Source organism: Staphylococcus sp. MZ3 (assembly GCF_018622755.1).
GTDB classification, from domain to species: Bacteria; Bacillota; Bacilli; order Staphylococcales; family Staphylococcaceae; genus Staphylococcus; species Staphylococcus aureus.
In genome coordinates this window covers 917,959-935,796 of sequence record NZ_CP076026.1, presented here as the reverse complement: position 1 = coordinate 935,796, position 17,838 = coordinate 917,959, and the positions used below count along the sequence as shown (strand labels likewise).

At 32.4% G+C, this 17,838-nt stretch carries 22 protein-coding genes; 6 read left to right on the top strand and 16 right to left on the bottom strand.

Going from position 1 to position 17,838, the window contains the following annotated elements; genetic code table 11:
- The first annotated feature begins 1 nt into the window (after position 1).
- From mnhE1 to KI230_RS04580, 4 genes are all read left to right on the top strand, one after another.
- The gene (gene mnhE1 / locus KI230_RS04595; protein WP_000290674.1) at positions 2-481 is read left to right on the top strand and encodes a Na+/H+ antiporter Mnh1 subunit E; all 480 of its coding nucleotides are present in this window, start codon (positions 2-4) and stop codon (positions 479-481) included.
- A complete protein-coding gene (gene mnhF1 / locus KI230_RS04590; protein ID WP_001016306.1) occupies positions 481-774 on the top strand; it encodes a Na+/H+ antiporter Mnh1 subunit F in 294 nt (97 codons plus the stop codon). The genes mnhE1 and mnhF1 overlap by 1 nt, the downstream gene beginning before the upstream one ends.
- Positions 752-1,108: a Na+/H+ antiporter Mnh1 subunit G gene (gene mnhG1, locus KI230_RS04585; RefSeq protein WP_000590451.1), complete on the top strand. Its 357-nt coding sequence runs from the start codon at positions 752-754 to the stop codon at positions 1,106-1,108. Before mnhF1 ends, mnhG1 begins: the two co-directional genes overlap by 23 nt.
- Before the next feature lie 249 nt (positions 1,109-1,357).
- Positions 1,358-2,512 (top strand): FAD/NAD(P)-binding protein, encoded by a 1,155-nt coding sequence (locus KI230_RS04580; RefSeq protein WP_044288776.1) that lies wholly within the window; start codon positions 1,358-1,360, stop codon positions 2,510-2,512.
- A 65-nt stretch (positions 2,513-2,577) separates the two neighbouring features.
- On the opposite strand, the gene KI230_RS04575 is transcribed toward KI230_RS04580, so the two are convergent.
- From KI230_RS04575 to KI230_RS04550, 6 genes are all read right to left on the bottom strand, one after another.
- Positions 2,578-2,952 carry a PaaI family thioesterase gene (locus tag KI230_RS04575; RefSeq protein WP_000149295.1) on the bottom strand — a complete coding sequence of 125 codons (375 nt, stop codon included), beginning with the start codon at positions 2,950-2,952 and terminating at the stop codon, positions 2,578-2,580.
- Between the two features lie 18 nt (positions 2,953-2,970).
- Positions 2,971-4,287: a Na+/H+ antiporter family protein gene (locus KI230_RS04570; RefSeq protein WP_000606334.1), complete on the bottom strand. Its 1,317-nt coding sequence runs from the start codon at positions 4,285-4,287 to the stop codon at positions 2,971-2,973.
- 410 nt (positions 4,288-4,697) lie between these two features.
- Positions 4,698-6,173: a M17 family metallopeptidase gene (locus KI230_RS04565; RefSeq protein ID WP_045178090.1), complete on the bottom strand. Its 1,476-nt coding sequence runs from the start codon at positions 6,171-6,173 to the stop codon at positions 4,698-4,700.
- A 130-nt stretch (positions 6,174-6,303) separates the two neighbouring features.
- Positions 6,304-7,512, bottom strand: a complete 1,209-nt coding sequence (locus KI230_RS04560) for an NAD(P)/FAD-dependent oxidoreductase (RefSeq protein WP_000046076.1) — start codon at positions 7,510-7,512, stop codon at positions 6,304-6,306.
- A gap of 453 nt (positions 7,513-7,965) precedes the next feature.
- Positions 7,966-8,325 carry a HesB/IscA family protein gene (locus KI230_RS04555; protein ID WP_001143495.1) on the bottom strand — a complete coding sequence of 120 codons (360 nt, stop codon included), beginning with the start codon at positions 8,323-8,325 and terminating at the stop codon, positions 7,966-7,968.
- Between the two features lie 12 nt (positions 8,326-8,337).
- Entirely contained in the window at positions 8,338-8,574 is a 237-nt protein-coding gene (locus KI230_RS04550; protein WP_001068337.1) for a YuzB family protein, read from the bottom strand.
- 316 nt (positions 8,575-8,890) lie between these two features.
- Between KI230_RS04550 and KI230_RS04545 the strand changes: the two genes are divergently transcribed.
- Entirely contained in the window at positions 8,891-9,955 is a 1,065-nt protein-coding gene (locus tag KI230_RS04545; protein ID WP_000794020.1) for an NAD(P)/FAD-dependent oxidoreductase, read from the top strand.
- A gap of 58 nt (positions 9,956-10,013) precedes the next feature.
- Here KI230_RS04545 and KI230_RS04540 read toward each other — a convergent pair whose 3' ends face one another.
- Positions 10,014-10,337, bottom strand: coding sequence for a YuzD family protein (locus KI230_RS04540; protein ID WP_000401414.1), 324 nt, complete (start codon positions 10,335-10,337; stop codon positions 10,014-10,016).
- 100 nt (positions 10,338-10,437) lie between these two features.
- Here KI230_RS04540 and KI230_RS04535 point away from each other — a divergent pair, with 100 nt between their 5' ends.
- Entirely contained in the window at positions 10,438-10,680 is a 243-nt protein-coding gene (locus KI230_RS04535; protein ID WP_001141883.1) for a NifU family protein, read from the top strand.
- A 262-nt stretch (positions 10,681-10,942) separates the two neighbouring features.
- Here the strand turns inward: KI230_RS04535 and dltD are convergent, their stop codons facing one another.
- The 9 genes from dltD to KI230_RS04490 form a co-directional block, all read right to left on the bottom strand.
- Positions 10,943-12,118, bottom strand: coding sequence for a D-alanyl-lipoteichoic acid biosynthesis protein DltD (gene dltD / locus KI230_RS04530; protein ID WP_000769416.1), 1,176 nt, complete (start codon positions 12,116-12,118; stop codon positions 10,943-10,945).
- Positions 12,115-12,351 (bottom strand): D-alanine--poly(phosphoribitol) ligase subunit 2, encoded by a 237-nt coding sequence (gene dltC / locus KI230_RS04525; RefSeq protein ID WP_000395692.1) that lies wholly within the window; start codon positions 12,349-12,351, stop codon positions 12,115-12,117. The genes dltD and dltC overlap by 4 nt, the downstream gene beginning before the upstream one ends.
- Positions 12,352-12,368: 17 nt before the next feature.
- Positions 12,369-13,583 (bottom strand): PG:teichoic acid D-alanyltransferase DltB, encoded by a 1,215-nt coding sequence (gene dltB / locus KI230_RS04520; protein ID WP_000613541.1) that lies wholly within the window; start codon positions 13,581-13,583, stop codon positions 12,369-12,371.
- Complete coding sequence (dltA, locus tag KI230_RS04515) at positions 13,580-15,037, bottom strand: D-alanine--poly(phosphoribitol) ligase subunit DltA (protein WP_000129656.1); 1,458 nt, start codon at positions 15,035-15,037, stop codon at positions 13,580-13,582. Before dltA ends, dltB begins: the two co-directional genes overlap by 4 nt.
- Positions 15,038-15,052: 15 nt before the next feature.
- Positions 15,053-15,205, bottom strand: a complete 153-nt coding sequence (locus KI230_RS04510; protein ID WP_000837752.1) for a teichoic acid D-Ala incorporation-associated protein DltX — start codon at positions 15,203-15,205, stop codon at positions 15,053-15,055.
- Positions 15,206-15,252: 47 nt separating this feature from the next.
- On the bottom strand, positions 15,253-15,363 hold the full coding sequence (locus KI230_RS04505) for a hypothetical protein (RefSeq protein WP_001790652.1): 111 nt from the start codon (positions 15,361-15,363) through the stop codon (positions 15,253-15,255).
- A 253-nt stretch (positions 15,364-15,616) separates the two neighbouring features.
- Positions 15,617-16,576: a 2-hydroxyacid dehydrogenase gene (locus tag KI230_RS04500; protein WP_000239131.1), complete on the bottom strand. Its 960-nt coding sequence runs from the start codon at positions 16,574-16,576 to the stop codon at positions 15,617-15,619.
- A gap of 32 nt (positions 16,577-16,608) precedes the next feature.
- Positions 16,609-17,388 carry a 5' nucleotidase NucF gene (nucF, locus tag KI230_RS04495; protein WP_045178097.1) on the bottom strand — a complete coding sequence of 260 codons (780 nt, stop codon included), beginning with the start codon at positions 17,386-17,388 and terminating at the stop codon, positions 16,609-16,611.
- Positions 17,388-17,822: a DUF86 domain-containing protein gene (locus tag KI230_RS04490; RefSeq protein WP_214958332.1), complete on the bottom strand. Its 435-nt coding sequence runs from the start codon at positions 17,820-17,822 to the stop codon at positions 17,388-17,390. The genes nucF and KI230_RS04490 overlap by 1 nt, the downstream gene beginning before the upstream one ends.
- Positions 17,823-17,838: the final 16 nt, after the last annotated feature.

Sequence of the window (17,838 nt, the reverse complement as noted above, 5' to 3'; positions counted from 1 at the left end):
CATGGCTGTACAATTAGTATTAAACTTTATTATCGCAGTGTTTTGGTTGTTTGTAACAAATAGTTACACAACAAATAACTTTGTGTTAGGTTTCATCTTTGGCCTAGTTCTTGTTTACCTCTTACACAGAGTGTTACCAGGTAGATTTTATGTCATCACGCTATATCGTATTATTAAATTAGTTATTATTTTCTTAATCGAACTGATTAAAGCTAATTTTGATGTTTTGAAAATTATTATTAAACCTTCGATTAAAAACGAACCAGGATTCTTTGTTTATCACACAGATTTAAAAAAAGATTGGCAAATTGTCTTGCTGTCTAATTTAATTACATTAACACCTGGTACTGTAGTGCTTGGTGTAAGTGACGATCGTACAAAAATTTATATTCATGCCATAGATTTTTCAACTAAAGAGCAAGAAGTAGAAAGTATTAAAACATCATTAGAGAAAATTGTAAGAGAGGTGGGCGAAATATAATGAATCATAATGTTATTATCGTTATTGCATTAATCATAGTTGTCATTTCTATGTTAGCTATGCTCATTCGCGTTGTGCTAGGCCCATCACTTGCCGATCGTGTTGTCGCATTAGATGCGATTGGTCTTCAATTAATGGCAGTTATAGCATTATTCAGTATTTTATTAAATATTAAATACATGATTGTCGTTATTATGATGATTGGTATATTAGCTTTTTTAGGTACTGCAGTATTCTCTAAATTTATGGACAAAGGTAAGGTGATTGAACATGATCAAAATCATACTGATTAGTCTTGCACTTATCTTTGTTATCATCGGTGCTTTAATTAGCGCCCTAGCAGCTATAGGATTATTGAGACTTGAAGATGTATATTCACGTGCACATGCTGCCGGAAAAGCATCAACATTAGGTGCAATGTCATTACTATTTGGTACGTTTTTATATTTTATTGCTACTCAAGGTTTTGTAAATATGCAATTAATCGTTGCGATTATCTTTGTATTAATTACAGGTCCTCTTTCAAGTCATATGATTATGAAAGCAGCATATAATATTAAAACGCCTTACACTAAAAAGACAAAAGTTGATGAAATTTCAGAAGACTTAAAAGACACAAAATTGTAGATTATATAACAAAATCATGAATATAAATCAACAACAAACAGCAGTAAGATGATTCCAAATTAGGAATGATTTTACTGCTGTTTTCTTTTGACATTGTTACCTCTTTTTCAATGATTTTTTTCTTTGACTACAGCTTCGCCCTATCTACGTATATCTCTTTAATTTAATTGCCTTTCATGTCGTTATGTATTATGATAATAATAATTATAAATCGTAACGATTACGCTTTAAAAAAAGAGAGGTTTTATTATGCATTGGACAATTATTGGCGGTGGCATACAGGGAACTGCAATCGCACAAAAACTATTATCAAGCGGATTAACAACAGACCGATTAACAATCATTGACCCACACGAAACTTTTTGCCAAAGGTTTAACTCATATACAAATCGAATAGAAATGCCTTATTTAAGATCACCGATTGTACATCACGTACATCCACAACCGTTCCATCTAAAACAATTCGCTAAACAGCACCAATATACAAATGCTTTTTATGGTCCTTATCAACGACCTGAATTGACAATGTTTATGGATCATATTGCACATGCTTCTAAACAATATCAATTAGAGGATTGCTTGGTTCAAGGTTTAGTTCAAACTTTAGATAAACAAGAAGACAAATGGCATATCAAGTTAGAAGATGGACAAATTATCACTACAGATTGCGTCGTTATTGCAATAGGCAGTACAAATATTCCGTTTATGCCTGACATTTTAAAAGACAAACAGAATGTAAATCATATCTTCGAGAAAGAACATGATCAAGTAGTATACGATAAGACCGATCATATCGTTGGTAGTGGCATTACTGCTGCACATCTTGCACTTAAATTGTTAAATCATGATAACGATAAAAAGATTCATTTATGGCTAAATAAAGATATTGAAATACATGACTTTGATGCTGATCCTGGTTGGTTAGGTCCGAAAAATATGTCTACATTTTTAAGTACTAAAAGCATGCCTGAAAGAAATGCCATTGTACAACGTGAACGTCATAAAGGATCAATGCCTCACGAACTGTACTTACGCCTTAAAAAACATATTAAAAATGGTCGTATAAATGTGCATAAAACACCTATCACTCAAATTAGTGATGGTTTAATTAACACTGAAAATAATTCTGTTCCATATCAACAGATTATGGTTGCAACTGGTTTTGAACAAGATTTTATGTCACAACCACTTATTAAGCAATTAATACAAAATTATGATGCACCTATCAACGAATGTAATTACCCTGTTATTTCCGAAAAATTAGAATGGATACCAAATCTATTTGTCGCAGGATGCTTTGCAGACTTAGAATTAGGACCATTTGGTAGAAATGTTATGGGTGGCCGTAAAGCTGCCGAACGCATTGAACAAGCATTTCTAAAACTACAACAATATAGCGCATAAAAAAACTGCTAGCCGTAGTTATGAATATCTCATAACATTTCAGCTAGCAGTTCTTTTATTCCCTTTTATTTTAAAGGTTTAATAGCAACTGTACCACGCATAACTGTAATTAATTGTTCTTTGTCATTCTTAATTTTTATATCCCATACATGTGTCGACTTACCTCGATGAATAATTTCAGCTGTCGCAGTAACACGACCATCTTTAGCAGAATGAATATGGTTAGCATTCATCTCTAAACCTAATGGAATAAATTTGGTTGTATCAATTAGATTAGCAGATCCTAATGAACATGCTGTTTCACCTAAAGCAATCGAAGCCCCACCATGTAAATATCCAAATGGTTGTTTTACTTTATCAGTAACAGGCATAGAAATAACAACTAAACCATCTTCCTGGTGATCTATTGACATCTCAAATGTCTCTAATAAATGAGTCATATTTTCACCTCTTTATGCTTATAGTACCATAGCAGCAATAGTACCGAAAATCATTAAAGGAATATTATAAAACAAGAAGTTTGGTACACATGTATCACGTATATGATCATGTTGGCCATCAACATTTAATCCCGCAGTTGGTCCTAATGTTGAATCACTTGCAGGTGAACCTGAGTCACCTAATGCACTCGCTGTTCCAATCAATGCGATTAATGCCATTGTATCTAGTCCAATTGACGCTCCAAAAGGAATGAATAATGATGCGATAATAGGAATTGTTGCAAATGATGATCCAATACCTAAAGTGACAATTAAACCTATCACATACATCATGATAATGCTAAATAATTTATTATCACCAGTAATACTTGTTAAAGTTTTAACTAATTCATCTATATCACCAGTAGCATTCATTACACCAGCAAATCCATTTGCTGTTAAAATAACTACACCAATATAAGCCATAATTTTAATACCTTCAACAAACTTAGCATCTAATTCATACCAATTATATGCACGTGAAATAAAGAATACGAGTACCCCTGCCAGTGCACCAAAAATCATTGAATCTGTAAATGTTTGTACTAAAAATGTAGCTAGTATTGCTACAATTGTTACTATTAAGATATATGGTTTTAACTCTGTAACATTGTCACTATCTGAAATTTTACGTGTTTCATATTCACGTGGTTTACGATATACATATAAACCGATAAGTAAGCCAACAATATACCCCATTGAAGGAATAAGCATTGCTTTCCAAATCATATTAAACTCAATTGGGTGATTCGCCTTTGCAAAGCCACTTTGAATAATTTGCTGGAAAATTTGACCGAATCCATATGGTAATAACACATACGGGAAACATAAACCAAAACCGATAATCAAACCGATTAAACGTCTATCTATTTTTAAGTCATTAAATAGACTTAACAATGGTGGGATGACAATTGGAATGAATGCAATATGTACAGGAATTAAGTTTTGACTCATGATACTCATAGCTAATAATGCAATGATTATTGTCACTTTTACTTTAACTCTTGACCATCGACTATTTTCAGCGTGAATTGCATTTATAATTTTTCCTACTAAATAGTCTGTGATACCACTGTATGAAATTAATGCTGCAAATCCACCTAATAAGGCATAGCTTAATGCTACCTCAGCACCATCGACTATATTTTTTCCGAATACATTAATTACTTTTTCAATGCTCATACCTGATACTACGCCACCAACTAGCGCGCTGATAAATAAGCTTATAACTACGTTTAATCGACATAAACATAGCACAATCATTAAAATTACTGCTATTACTACTGCATTTATCATATGACAACCATCCTTTATCACTCTATCGAACTAAAGCGTTTATAGACTACATAGTATCAGTAGCTTTAACACCTGTCAATAGCAAACTATACCAATAATCTTTATTTTTTAGTTAATTGTCTTTCTTAAAATAATTTTAGCTTTCATTAAATTAAACAATTTTACAAGCTTTGAACACCAATCAAAATCCTAAGTTCTAAAATGTAATATTAGTAGTCGTTGACTGAATGAACATATGCTTATAATATTTTTTTGCAATGCTAGTCAAGTTGATTTATGCTCACAAGGATATGCGATTTATATTTTCTTACAACAATGAAAATGCCTGATACAATGCGATCCTTTATACTTTCAAGAGTTAAATTAGAAATGTATATCAAGACACAAGTTGTATCAGGCAAATAATTAAATTATTGTTGTTTTAACCATTGTACTATCGTCGGAATCATAAATCCTGTTGGCCCTTTTGGACCATTATATGAAGCTTTATTAGTCGTTGCTGGACCTGCAATATCGAAATGAATGTGAGGTGTTTGACCACTAAAATGTGTTACAAAACTTGCCGCAAATAGCGCTTTACCTTGTCCATTCGTATGGTTAACTAAATCAGCGATATCACTGTGTTTAATACTTGCTCGTTCGGTTGCAGTAATCGGTAATTCAAATACCATTTCATCGACTTTAGCACTTATTTGTAATATGTCGTTTAATATCAATTTACTATTCGATTCAAATGCAGCAGCTTTATCATCGCCTAGTGCAACAATTGCTGCACCCGTTAATGTAGCAAAGTCCATAATCACACTAGGCTGATATTGATTTGCATAATACACAGCATCTGCAAGGACTAATCTACCTTCAGCGTCTGTATTCATTACTTCTACAGTTTCACCACTTAATGCTGTAAATACATCATCTGGCTTCATTGATGCTTCATTTATCATATTTTCAGCACACGCAAGCACTCCGACAATATTTACAGGCAGTTGTAAACGACTAGCCGCTTCAATGATACCAACGACATTCGCAGCGCCACACATGTCAAACTTCATTGTAGCCATGCCATTCTTCGTTTTAATACTATAACCACCAGAATCATACGTTATACCTTTACCAACTAAGGCAATTGGTGCTTCATCTTTGTCTTTGCCATTATATGTGATGGTTACTAATCTCGGTTTATGCTTACTACCTTTACCTACTGCTTGTAAAAGTCCGAATCCTTCAGAAACTAAAGTATCATAATCTTTAACATCTACTTTGACCTTTGTATTTTTAAAATGATTAACAATATCTTCTGCAAATGTTTGTGGTGTTAATACATTCGGTGGCATATTACTAAAGTCTCTTGCCAAATTAATGGATTGGCCAATACTGATACCCTCATGAATGAAATCTAATTCAATTAATGATTCACTAATAAGGTTTAAATTCGTCTTAAACGGTGCCTTCTTACTTGATTTATAATGATCGAATTCATATGTTGCACGCTCACTTTGAATACCGCATGCCATTAATACATCTGATAACTGATCATATTTTGAAATAAATGAATCCATAAGTAAATAAGTATCTTCAATGTGTTCTGACTTTATGTATTGGAAAAGATGTCCCCATATTTTCAACATATCTTGATAACTACGTGCTTTTAAGTTTCCTAAACCAACTGTAATTAAACGATATGTTTGATCTTGTACATCAAATGTAGTTGTATAAATCTTCCCAACTTTACTACCAATAATATGTTGATGTTTTAGTCTTTCAAGTGATTCTGTAATATCGATATGATTAAAACTAATGCGCTCTAACTGATTTAAATGTTCTGGTATACCAATAATCAATGTATTTATTTCGTTGCTTAGTGTGTTATTTAATTTAAAATTCATAATGTACCTCCTTAGATTTGATATGTTACTCACTTCAAATTGTACAACAATAAAGCCCTTCAGTGACACTGAAGGACTTTATAAATGAATAATTTAATTTTATGTGTTTAGCTGAAACTTTATTTAAAGCCTAGAATTTACCTTTTTTGAATGCTAAACCGATACCACCGATTTTGAATACCGCACGTGTATCAATCACTTTTTTCATGAATGCTGCTTTTTTACCAGCGATAGGTTTACCAAATACCATACCTACACCGTCATGTGAACCTAAAGAACAAACAGTTCCACGATCAACGTATTCGAATTCTTCAGTTGATTCACCGTTTAAGATGCGTTTAATGTTTTTAGCAACACTTTCACCTTGTTGCATTGCAATTTGTGCTGTAGTTGGTAATGGACGTTCTTCTCCAGCTGGGATAAACGCTGAACAGTCACCAATAACAAAAATGTTGTCGTAACCATTGATTGTTAAATCTTGCTTTGTAACGATACGTCCACGTTTAACGCCTTCAAATGATTCTTCCATTAATTTACTACCACGTACACCAGCTGCCCATACTGAAGTACCTGCATTTAATTGTTGTTTTTCACCATCTACTTCAACTACAAAACCTTTTTCGTTACAAGCAACGATTGGTGTAGCAATTTTAAATTCAACACCGCGGTCTTCTAAGTAGCTAACTGCGTGGTTAACTAATTCTTCTGAGAACATTGGTAACATTTTAGGTGCTGCTTCAACACAAGTGATTTTAACTTTATTTTGATCCACACCATATTTGCTACATAATTCAGGAATTCTGTCTGTTAATTCACCTAAGAATTCAACACCAGTGAATCCAGCACCACCAACTAAGATAGATAAATCGTTATCATCTTTTTCTTTTGATGCTGCATAGTTAGCAAATTTGTCTTCGATATGACGTGATAATTCACGTGCTGTGATAACATTTTCAATTTGGAAAGCATGATCTTTCATACCTTCGATGCCGAATGTTTCACTAACGAAACCTAATGCTACTACTAAAATATCAAAGTCATAAATACCTTGATTTGTTTCTACCTTTTTAGCATCACGGTCAATTTTTGTTACTTCTGCTTGAACAAAGTTCACTTTGTCTTTCTTCAAGACACTTTCCACAGGATATAATACATCTTCATAGTTTAGTGTACCTGCTGATGCTTCATGTAACCATGTTGCTTCATAGTGATATTCATTTTTATTAATAAGCGTAATTTCTGCTTCTTCTGTTGATATCGCTTTTTGCAATTTAGTTACAGTTTGTAAACCTGCATAACCAGCACCAAGTACAAGTACTTTTTTACGATCTTGAGCCATTTAATTTCACCTAAGCTTTCATATTTTTTTAACCAAATGCTGATAATTACTAGTAACAACTGGTCATTACTACTTTTACCACAATGTATACTAGTTTATCATCATTTTGTTATTTAAGTCTTTTAAATTATGTAAAAACCTGTGATGTTCACAAAAAAGACATTTTTAATCCAATACTAATTCTATAGCTTTTATGTTATATTTTCAAGCAAGATTCAGTCAGATTGTGAAAAAATTAATTAATTTTTTCGTAGCCTGATTTCGATTAAAAATGTATCCGTTATCACGATCATTTAAAATACTATTTATAGTGAGATTCTTAATTTTCAATAAGCTTTTTAATAAAACAAAATATCTTTACGTAAAAATAGGACATAATCAAATATGTCCCTAATCATAATTGATATCAATTTGTATCCCAAAAATTGGGTTAACCATTAAAAAGTTATTTTATTAGCAATTTTCAGGATTACCTGCAACTTTTGCAGTTCTAAATGAACTACCACAGCCACATGAAGCAATTGCATTAGGATTGTCGATTTGGAAACCGCCACCCATTAATGATTGCTTAAAATCAATAGTCGTACCATTTAATACGGGTGCATCTTCTTTGTCTACTAATACTTTTAATCCAAAGTATTCTAAGACTTCATCATTTTCACCAGGCGCTTCTTCTGCACCCATACCGTATGTTAAACCAGTGCACCCGCCACCATTCACTTTAATTTTTAAATAGCCATCTGGCATTTCATTTGCTTTAAGCATATCTTTTACTTCGTAGGCAGCTGCTTCTGTTAATATAACTGTTGGCATGATAACTCCTCCTTAAAAAATCCATGTTTCTTTTATATGTGCATATATATTTTGTAATAATTCTTCCGGCGAATCACCTTCAACAATATCACCATTTACTAAAGCATACAACCCGGCTGAACATATACCACAATGTGTCAGGCAACCATACTCTAACACATCGACATCTGGGTCATTTTCCAGTTGATTAAAAACATAATCTCCACCTTTTGCCATGTTAGAGAGACAAAATTCTACGATCGGATTCATACTTCACCTTCTTATTTCATTTGTTACAATATTATAGCATTTTAAAACTGGTATTTTAACATGATGTGCTCAATTACCAACAACTGATGTTTCTTATCCCAGTTATGTAATAGTGCCTTAGTTAGTACAAATATTTATTTGTAGTCATTTTCAAAAAAATATATAATAAGCATATAAATACATATTTACTTTTTTAGGGGTTATTGATGAATCAAAGACACTTGCATTTTATAACTGTTCATTAACAAATATATCTATGCACTTTGATCTTTTCAAAATTAAAGTAAATATTAACATATAAAAGGGGTACTTCATTATGAAAAACTTAGTTTTGTTAGGCGGCGGATATGGTAATATGCGTATCATGTCACGCATTTTAACTACTTCTTTACCACAAGATTATACAGTCACATTAGTTGATCGTATGCCATTTCATGGATTGAAACCAGAATTCTATGCTTTAGCTGCGGGCACGAAATCAGATAAAGATGTTCGCATGAAATTCCCTAATCATCCACAAGTGAATACAGTTTATGGTGAAATTAACGACATAGATTTAGATGCTCAAATTGTCTCAGTCGGTAATTCTAAAATTGATTATGATGAGCTAATCATTGGTTTAGGATGTGAAGATAAGTATCATAACGTTCCAGGAGCCGAAGAATATACACATAGTATTCAAACACTCTCAAAGGCTCGGGATACTTTCCATAGTATTAGTGAACTACCAGAAGGTGCTAAAGTTGGTATCGTTGGTGCTGGATTAAGTGGCATAGAACTTGCCAGCGAATTAAGAGAAAGTAGATCAGACTTGGAAATATATCTTTATGACCGTGGGCCGCGAATTTTAAGAAATTTTCCAGAAAAATTAAGTAAGTATGTTGCGAAATGGTTCGCCAAAAATAATGTTACCGTTGTTCCAAATTCAAATATTAATAAAGTTGAACCTGGTAAAATATATAACTGTGATGAACCTAAAGATATTGATTTAGTTGTATGGACAGCAGGAATTCAACCTGTTGAAGTTGTTCGTAACTTGCCGATTGATATAAATAGTAATGGACGCGTGATAGTTAACCAGTATCATCAAGTACCAACATATCGTAACGTCTATGTAGTTGGTGATTGTGCTGATTTACCACATGCGCCAAGTGCTCAGTTAGCCGAAGTTCAAGGTGATCAAATTGCCGATGTGCTTAAAAAGCAATGGCTAAATGAACCATTACCTGACAAAATGCCGGAACTAAAGGTACAAGGTATCGTTGGGTCATTAGGAGATAAACAAGGTTTTGCATATATCATGGACCGCACTGTAACAGGACGACTCGCTTCTATTTTAAAATCCGGCGTACTTTGGTTATATAAATATCATAATGGTTAAAATTAAAAAGCAATGTCAGTTCACACTATTACTGACATTGCTTTTTGTTATGTGTATATTATTCATTCACAAGCTTTTGGTCTATAAATCGAGTGATTTGCTTTGTTTGTATATAACCATCTGCTACATATTCATCGTTCATTGTAATTAATGGATAAAATAGTTCATCTTGTTCTATTCTTTCAATAAATTGTAAATCATGATCTGTTAAGTTGTCATTATCTTTTGTAATATCTATATACGTATATTTAAATGATATATTTGGGTATTTTCTTTTTAATAGCGGCTGTAGCCAGTCATAAATATCTTTCGATGTTGGCGCATTAACGCAACTTGCACATATAACATCTGCCCCATATACTACCACACTCACGTGCTCCATATATTTATCCCCCATTGGTTTGATAGATTTTTATTACACTATCTATTATAATATACTAATAAAGATTATCAAATTCATCTCTCGAAAGGAGACTTGCCTGATGCCTACTGAAGATACAACGATGTTTGATCAAGTAGCAGAAGTTATTGAACGTCTTCGTCCATTTTTATTACGTGATGGTGGCGACTGCTCATTGATTGACGTGGAAGACGGTATTGTTAAATTACAATTACATGGTGCATGTGGTACATGCCCAAGTTCTACAATCACTCTTAAAGCTGGTATTGAGCGTGCATTACACGAAGAAGTGCCTGGTGTAATAGAAGTAGAACAAGTATTCTAATATAAAGATATTAAGTTAACAGAACATATTATGAATAACAACAAAGACAGGAATACTGAATTATTTATAATCAGTTATTACCTGTCTTTTTTCGCTGTCAAATTGGACTGATGGGAAAGTTATTTTATACTATTTATCTGATTAATTATTTTATTATTGCCACATATCCAAGCGTATATTTCTATTCTATTCTATGAAATTTAAAATATAAAAATAGCACATACGCTCAATCAAAATCGTTGAGTTATGTGCTATTTGTATTTTAATTTTTAGGTTTATCTACTTCAGGTTGTGGTTCACCTTTCATATGTTTCGCAATTTGCTCATCCATATAAACCCAACCTTTCCAACCGATGTGTACGGCATCACTGATAACATATTTTTCATAATCTTTATCAGTCATATCGTAAATTTTACCACCATTATCTACAACAGTAGAATGGATTTTTTTATAAACTGCTTGACGACGTTCTTTATCGATACCAATGTGGTCATACCATACACCGTTTGATGGAATACTTACATATTGAACATCTGCACCAGCAGCACGCATTGTTTTTACAAGTAATTCTAAATCTTGGAATTCTGGAGAATTAACATTGAATTCGTAGTCACGTCTAACTTTACGCTTACTTTCTTGAATTAATTTCCAGTATTGATCTCTAATACCAAATTTATTCGATGTAGTATCAGCTTTACCAATTTCAACTGCTTTTTGTTTCATCTCATCCCAAGAAGCATCTGGTTTTGTAGCAGGTTTAACATGTTCTAATGGAGATTTATCCATTGCAAACAATGATTTAATCGCTTCTATTTTAATCAATTGATTCTCTTTAAAACCAGAAATATAACTATCTTTAGTTTCTTTAGGGTTTTTAGCATAAGATTTCAAGTATTCTTTATTGTGTACATGTGGAAACTGTAATAAACGTTGTGCATAACGACGTTTTAATTCAGTAGACATGTTTTTCTGCTGGAACATTTGATTAATTTGAGTTTGAGACATACGAGCATCAAAGTTTTGATTCGTTAAACCATGGTTTGTAAACCATTGTGGTGAAATAATAAATGTTAATTTCTTACCTTTTAATTTATCATACTGTGATGCAAGTTCAACTGCGTTAATTAAGTCTGTAGAACCACCAGCACCTAATAAGAATGCTTTTTTGTTGGCGTTATGCTTATTTAATGCAATTGCAGGATTAAATGGGTCATCTTTACCTAATTCACTAGAGCCGTATATAGGATAATACTTGTTTGATTCGTATAACTTATCTTGAATGAGTGTGCCTTTTAGTACTTGATCTGTCAATGAAGTTCTATTATCTTCTACAGTCTTTTCATTTACTAATCCTGTAAACCAACTAGCAGGTAATAATAGAAAGACAATGAATACCGCTCCACTAATTAAAATGGGTAAAAAAGGTTTTAATTTCATCGTAACTCTTCTAATGCTTCAACGATTTTATTTGGTGTTGCCCACTCATCTCTATCAAAGTCCATAATAGATACTTCGATATCAAGTTTATTTTGAATCTCTAATAATAATCCAACTGTTTGGAAAGAATCAATAATACCTTCTTCAAAAATTTCTACGTCTGGATTTTCTTTTACAATATCATTTTCTGCTACTTCTGCTAATAAATTTAATACTTGTTCTCTAAATTCCATAATTAAATTCTCCTTTATTATATAAGTTTACCTGAGAAGATTAAAAAGCCAAATGTTACAAAGTGGAATGTAATCACAATGCTAAGTGCTGTTGTGAAACCATTTTGCCAACGTGGCGGATGTTTCTTACGCCAACGTTCATAATAGCCATAACCTATAAACAATGCTGCATGGTATAAACCATAAACAATGTAATACACTTCGATACCATGCCAAATTCCCATTATGAAGAAGTTGATTAAGAATGCCACGTTAGACATTGCAAATTGACTCTTCAATAATTTTTTACGAGACATGTAGAATAAAGATCTCATGTAAATACAATCTCTGAACCAGAATGATAATGTCATATGCCATCTATTCCAGAAATCTTTAATATTTTTCGCTTTGAAAGGTTTATCGAAGTTTGGTGGTGTTTTAATACCGAATAAATAACTAAATGCTATCGCAAATAAACTATAACCTGCAAAGTCAAAGAATAAATATAAGCTGTATGCGTACATATATAACCACAAATTGACAAAGCCATGTAAGTCTAATTGTAACGGCATGATTGCATATGTGTTAATAAAGTAAGCAACAATATATTTATACAAGAAACCAAGCATAATCATGTGAATTGCTTTTAATACTAATTCACGATATTCATTGCCTGTTGGTACTTTTTTATCGTCTTTAACGAAACGTTTGTAACGATCGATTGGTCCAGATGAAATCGTTGGGAAGAATGAAATAAATTGAATTAATTTCCATACTTTAATTTCTTTGATAGAACCATCACGAATTTCCATAATTAACTGCACACTTTTGAATGTAACATAAGAAATTCCTAAGAAACCAACAAATTCAATTAATTTACTTTCATGGAAGTGAATCTGATGTCCACCTAACCATGTACTTTGTAACACTTTCACAAGTGCTAATGGCAATATTGATAAAACCATTACAGTTACAAATTTTGAAAATGAATTATTTTTTGGTTTTGAATGATAATAAAACATTATCAATAAAACTTGCCATACGACGTAAATAATAAAACTAATTAATTGAACACTTAAATACTTTTGGTCAAACAGATTATGTTTATCAGAAGAAAAGATTAACACAATCATAAATGCTGTAACTACGCCATTATAAATGTAACTTCGCTTACCTAAAAATCCAAGTATAATGACTGGTAATAATGCAATTAAAGCAATTAAGAAGAATGTAAAATCACCATATGGAATCATCCGTTAATTACCTCTGCAATTTTCTTTCTGTCAATTTTACCATTTGAAGTCAATGGCAATTGTTCCATCCATTCAAACTTTCTAGGAATCATATACTCTGGTAAGCGTGATTTCAAGTCATTTTTAATATTTTTAGTCATTTCTGCATTGTCCGTAACTTCAGTCGTTGGCACAATTGCACCAATTAAATGAATAACTTTATCATTTTTATATACAGGTACAACAATCGCTTCTTTTACGAACTCAGACTGGCGTAATTGTGTTTCAATTTCTTCTAATTCCATTCTGTAGCCATTCAATTTGATTTGGAAATCAATACGACCTTGAATGAACCATTGACCATTTTCAAACTTCGCTTTATCACCAGTGTGATAAGTACGAATACCGTCATCGAAATTAAATACTTCAGCAGTTTTTTGGTCATTTTTTAAGTATCCTAAACTTACACTTTGACCTTCGATAACAAGTTCACCTTCATCTGTAGTAGATAATCTTGCGCCTGGTCTTTCAACGCCAACAGGTAATGTCGGATATTGATCTAAGATTTCTTGTGTAATTTGAATACTTGTAACTGCTACCGTAGCTTCAGTTGGACCATATGTGTTGTAAATCGTCGCACTTGGGAAACGGCTTACTAACGCTTTTGCTGCTCTGTGAGGTAGGATTTCGCCACAGAAGAAGAATTCGTTAAGACTACCATACTGTTCTTCATTAAGCGTTGGTAATAATAAACACATTTCCATAAATGATGGTGTTGATACCCAAATGTTAATCGGTGTTGCTGTTAGCATTTCATTTAATAATTTAGGTTTATTAATCATGTTTTTATCTACAAGATTTAATGTACCGCCTGATGCTAAACATGGATAAATAGCCATTACAGATAAATCAAATGAAAATGGCGCTTGGTTAAGCCATTGTTGTTCATTTCCTGATTTATTAAGTTCTAACATCCACTCAGTAAATTGAACTAAACTTGCATATTCAATTTGAACTCCTTTAGGTTCCCCAGTAGAACCAGATGTAAAGATTGTGTATACTGTGTCGTTATCTTTAATCTGACTATCAAAAATTACTGGGTCTTGAGATGTTTTAATATCTTCTATTGTAAATACTTCGCCTTCTAAACTTTCAAATGATTCATCAGTCGTATTAAATACAAACTCTGGTTGAACCTTGTTAATAATCATTTTAATACGGTCTTCAGGAATTGAAGTGTCTACAGGTACATATCCACATCCTGCTTTGATGGCACCAATCATCCCAACAATCATATATGGTGACATGTGACCGAATAAAATCATCGGTTTCTTACTACCTTGTAATCGATGTGCTAATTTACTAGACTCATCCATTAACTGTTGATAAGTTAATTCATCAGTTGTGTGTCTAACAGCAATGCTTTGTGGATTTGCATCCGCAAACGCTTGCAGCTTGTTAATAATATCTGTCATATTAAGTCTCCCTCATTAGAACTCATTATAAATGAAGTTATTGTGTGTGTCGCCACTGCCATAAATTAAATATAAAGTAATAAATATTGCCAAATACAATAGTGTTAATAAATATGGTTTGAATGCTTCAACATATTTATTAGGTGGCTGTTTACTTTTAGATTTCATATTGCACCTCTTAAAGTTCTTAGTAAAAACGCCTTTATAAAGACCGTTCAATATAAAATACGTTTTAAAATTTGTTTTTTACAATTCATTATATCGATATTCATAATGAAATTCAATTTTAATTTTATAGATTCAACATAGTAATTGGTTGTCATCACTCAATTATTGTAAATGATACACTTTGTTGAGAACATCATTCATTTTAAAGGTTATTTAAACAATAAACAATTACAGTCTATATAACAATTTTGTTATATACGTCAAAATCAAATAAACTCATCACATTAATATGACGAGTTTATAATGTTATTGAATTATCATCAGCGCAAATATATACATTCGCAAGTCAAGCATAACATATTTAACAATTGCTTTGCTTGTTTTACCAATGATTAAAAACCATACTTATTTTCAATTTACTGGAGTATGTGGTACCTGATTTGTCATAACCGCTTCTATATTATTAATACATAATTGAATCATATTGTCCCGTGTTGTTACTGATGCGCTACCAATGTGTGGTGTAATCAGAACATTATCACGTCCCATTAATGGATGTGTATGATCAATCGGTTCATTTGCTAATACATCTAAACCACATGCTAAAATTTCTTTATTGTCTAGTGCATCGATTAATGCTGTTTCATCTACAATTTGTCCTCTACCGATATTAATAAAAATTGCATCATTTTTCATTTGTTCAAATGCTTCAGCATTAAATTTATGATGTGTTTCTTTTGTAAGTGGCGCTGTACAGATGATAAAATCACTTTCTGCTAACAACGTTTCAAAAGAAACATATGTTGCATTAAAGTCCGCCTCTGCATCTTTATGTCTTGATCGATTATGATAAAGAATATTAGTATTAAACCCTTGCAACCTTCTTGCAAAAGCTTTACCAATATCTCCCATACCATATATTCCAATAGTTGAATTGAAGACATCTTTACCTGACAATAAATAAGGACCCCAGCTTTGCCATGCATCTGCTTCTACATATTTTTCAGCTTCTACAATACGGCGTGCTATAGCAAGCATTAATGTAAATCCTAATTCTGCAGTTGTTTCAGTAAGTACATTTGGTGTATTCGTGACAACCACGTTATTCGCTGTTGCACTTTCAACATCGATGTTGTCATATCCTACAGCCATATTCGCAATTACTTTTAAATTTGGTGATTGTGCTAAAATTTCTGCATCGATCTGTTCACTTAATGTAATAAAACAAGCATCTGCGTCACGAAGTGCTGTCACAAATTGATCTTTAGGCATAGGCACTAATGATTTTTGCCACATAACAACGTCACCAAGTTTACTTAATTGTTGATAAAATTTATCTGGAATTTTCCTCGAAACAACTATTTTTACCAAATCAATTCACCTACTTTATAAAATGACTATATCTATTTTTCTAATTCAGCTATTGCTTCATTTAAATCTTTAAAAGAATACGTTGGTGGCACATTTTTATTTTGCACATCTTCTAACGTAGATACACCTGTTTGTACATGAATCGTATCCATACCTACGTTAATACCAGACATAATATCGGTATCGTACAAATCGCCTACCATAGCAACTTCGGATTTATCTAATCCTAAAATTTCTAATGCTTTAACCATAATAATCGGTTCTGGTTTACCAATAAATTGTGGCGATACACCTGTCGATACACTTACAACACTTGTAATAGCACCATTACCAGGTAATAAGCCACGCTCTTTAGGAATTGATACATCAGGATTTGTAGAAATAAATGTTGCACCATTTCTTACACCTAACGTTGCAATCGCTAGCTTTTCATATGTAACTTGTTCGTCAAGTCCAATAACTACATAATCAACATGCTCGTCATTTTTAATGACAAGTCCCGCTTCGGTTAACGCAGTATTTAAACCACTCCCACCTAACATATATACTGATGCTCCTGGTGATTGTTCTGAAATATAATCAGCAGTGGCTAACGCTGACGTTACAACCTCTTCTGGTTTCGCATCAATGTGCATTTCACGTAATTTTTCAATTACTTGCTCAGGTGTTTTTGTTGAATTATTAGTTACGTATAAATGAGGAATGCCTTTTACATTTAAATAATCGATGAATTGTTTTGCTCCATCAATCTCATCTGTTCCCATATACATTGTGCCATCTAAATCGATTAAATACGCTTTATACTTTTTCATTATTGATTTTCTCCTTTACCAAAAGCTGTTACTGGTACATTTTCTTGATGTAAAAATGTCGTTACTTCTGTAATAAATTGTTTGTAATAAGGTAATGCGTCATCAAACATTGGCATGATAACCTTAGTATCTAAGGCTGTGTAATCATATGTAAATTGTTTACGAATATCGACAGTTTTATTAATCTCCTGCTGTGTTTCTTTAGTAATAACATTTTCTAGTTCTAATATATCAATCACATCTTTATAATTACCAGGATCCCTTAAAATAAATGCATCGATAATCATATTCCCTATATCTACCGATGATTCTATCAACATTTGAGCAATGCGTTCAAATGCATAATGATTGTGCTTGCTCTCATGATAATCATCAGTTAATGCTTGTAAATAGTCTAATTTCTGAGTTAGTTTATCTTTGTCTACAAAATACATTCCTTGTCACCTCTCG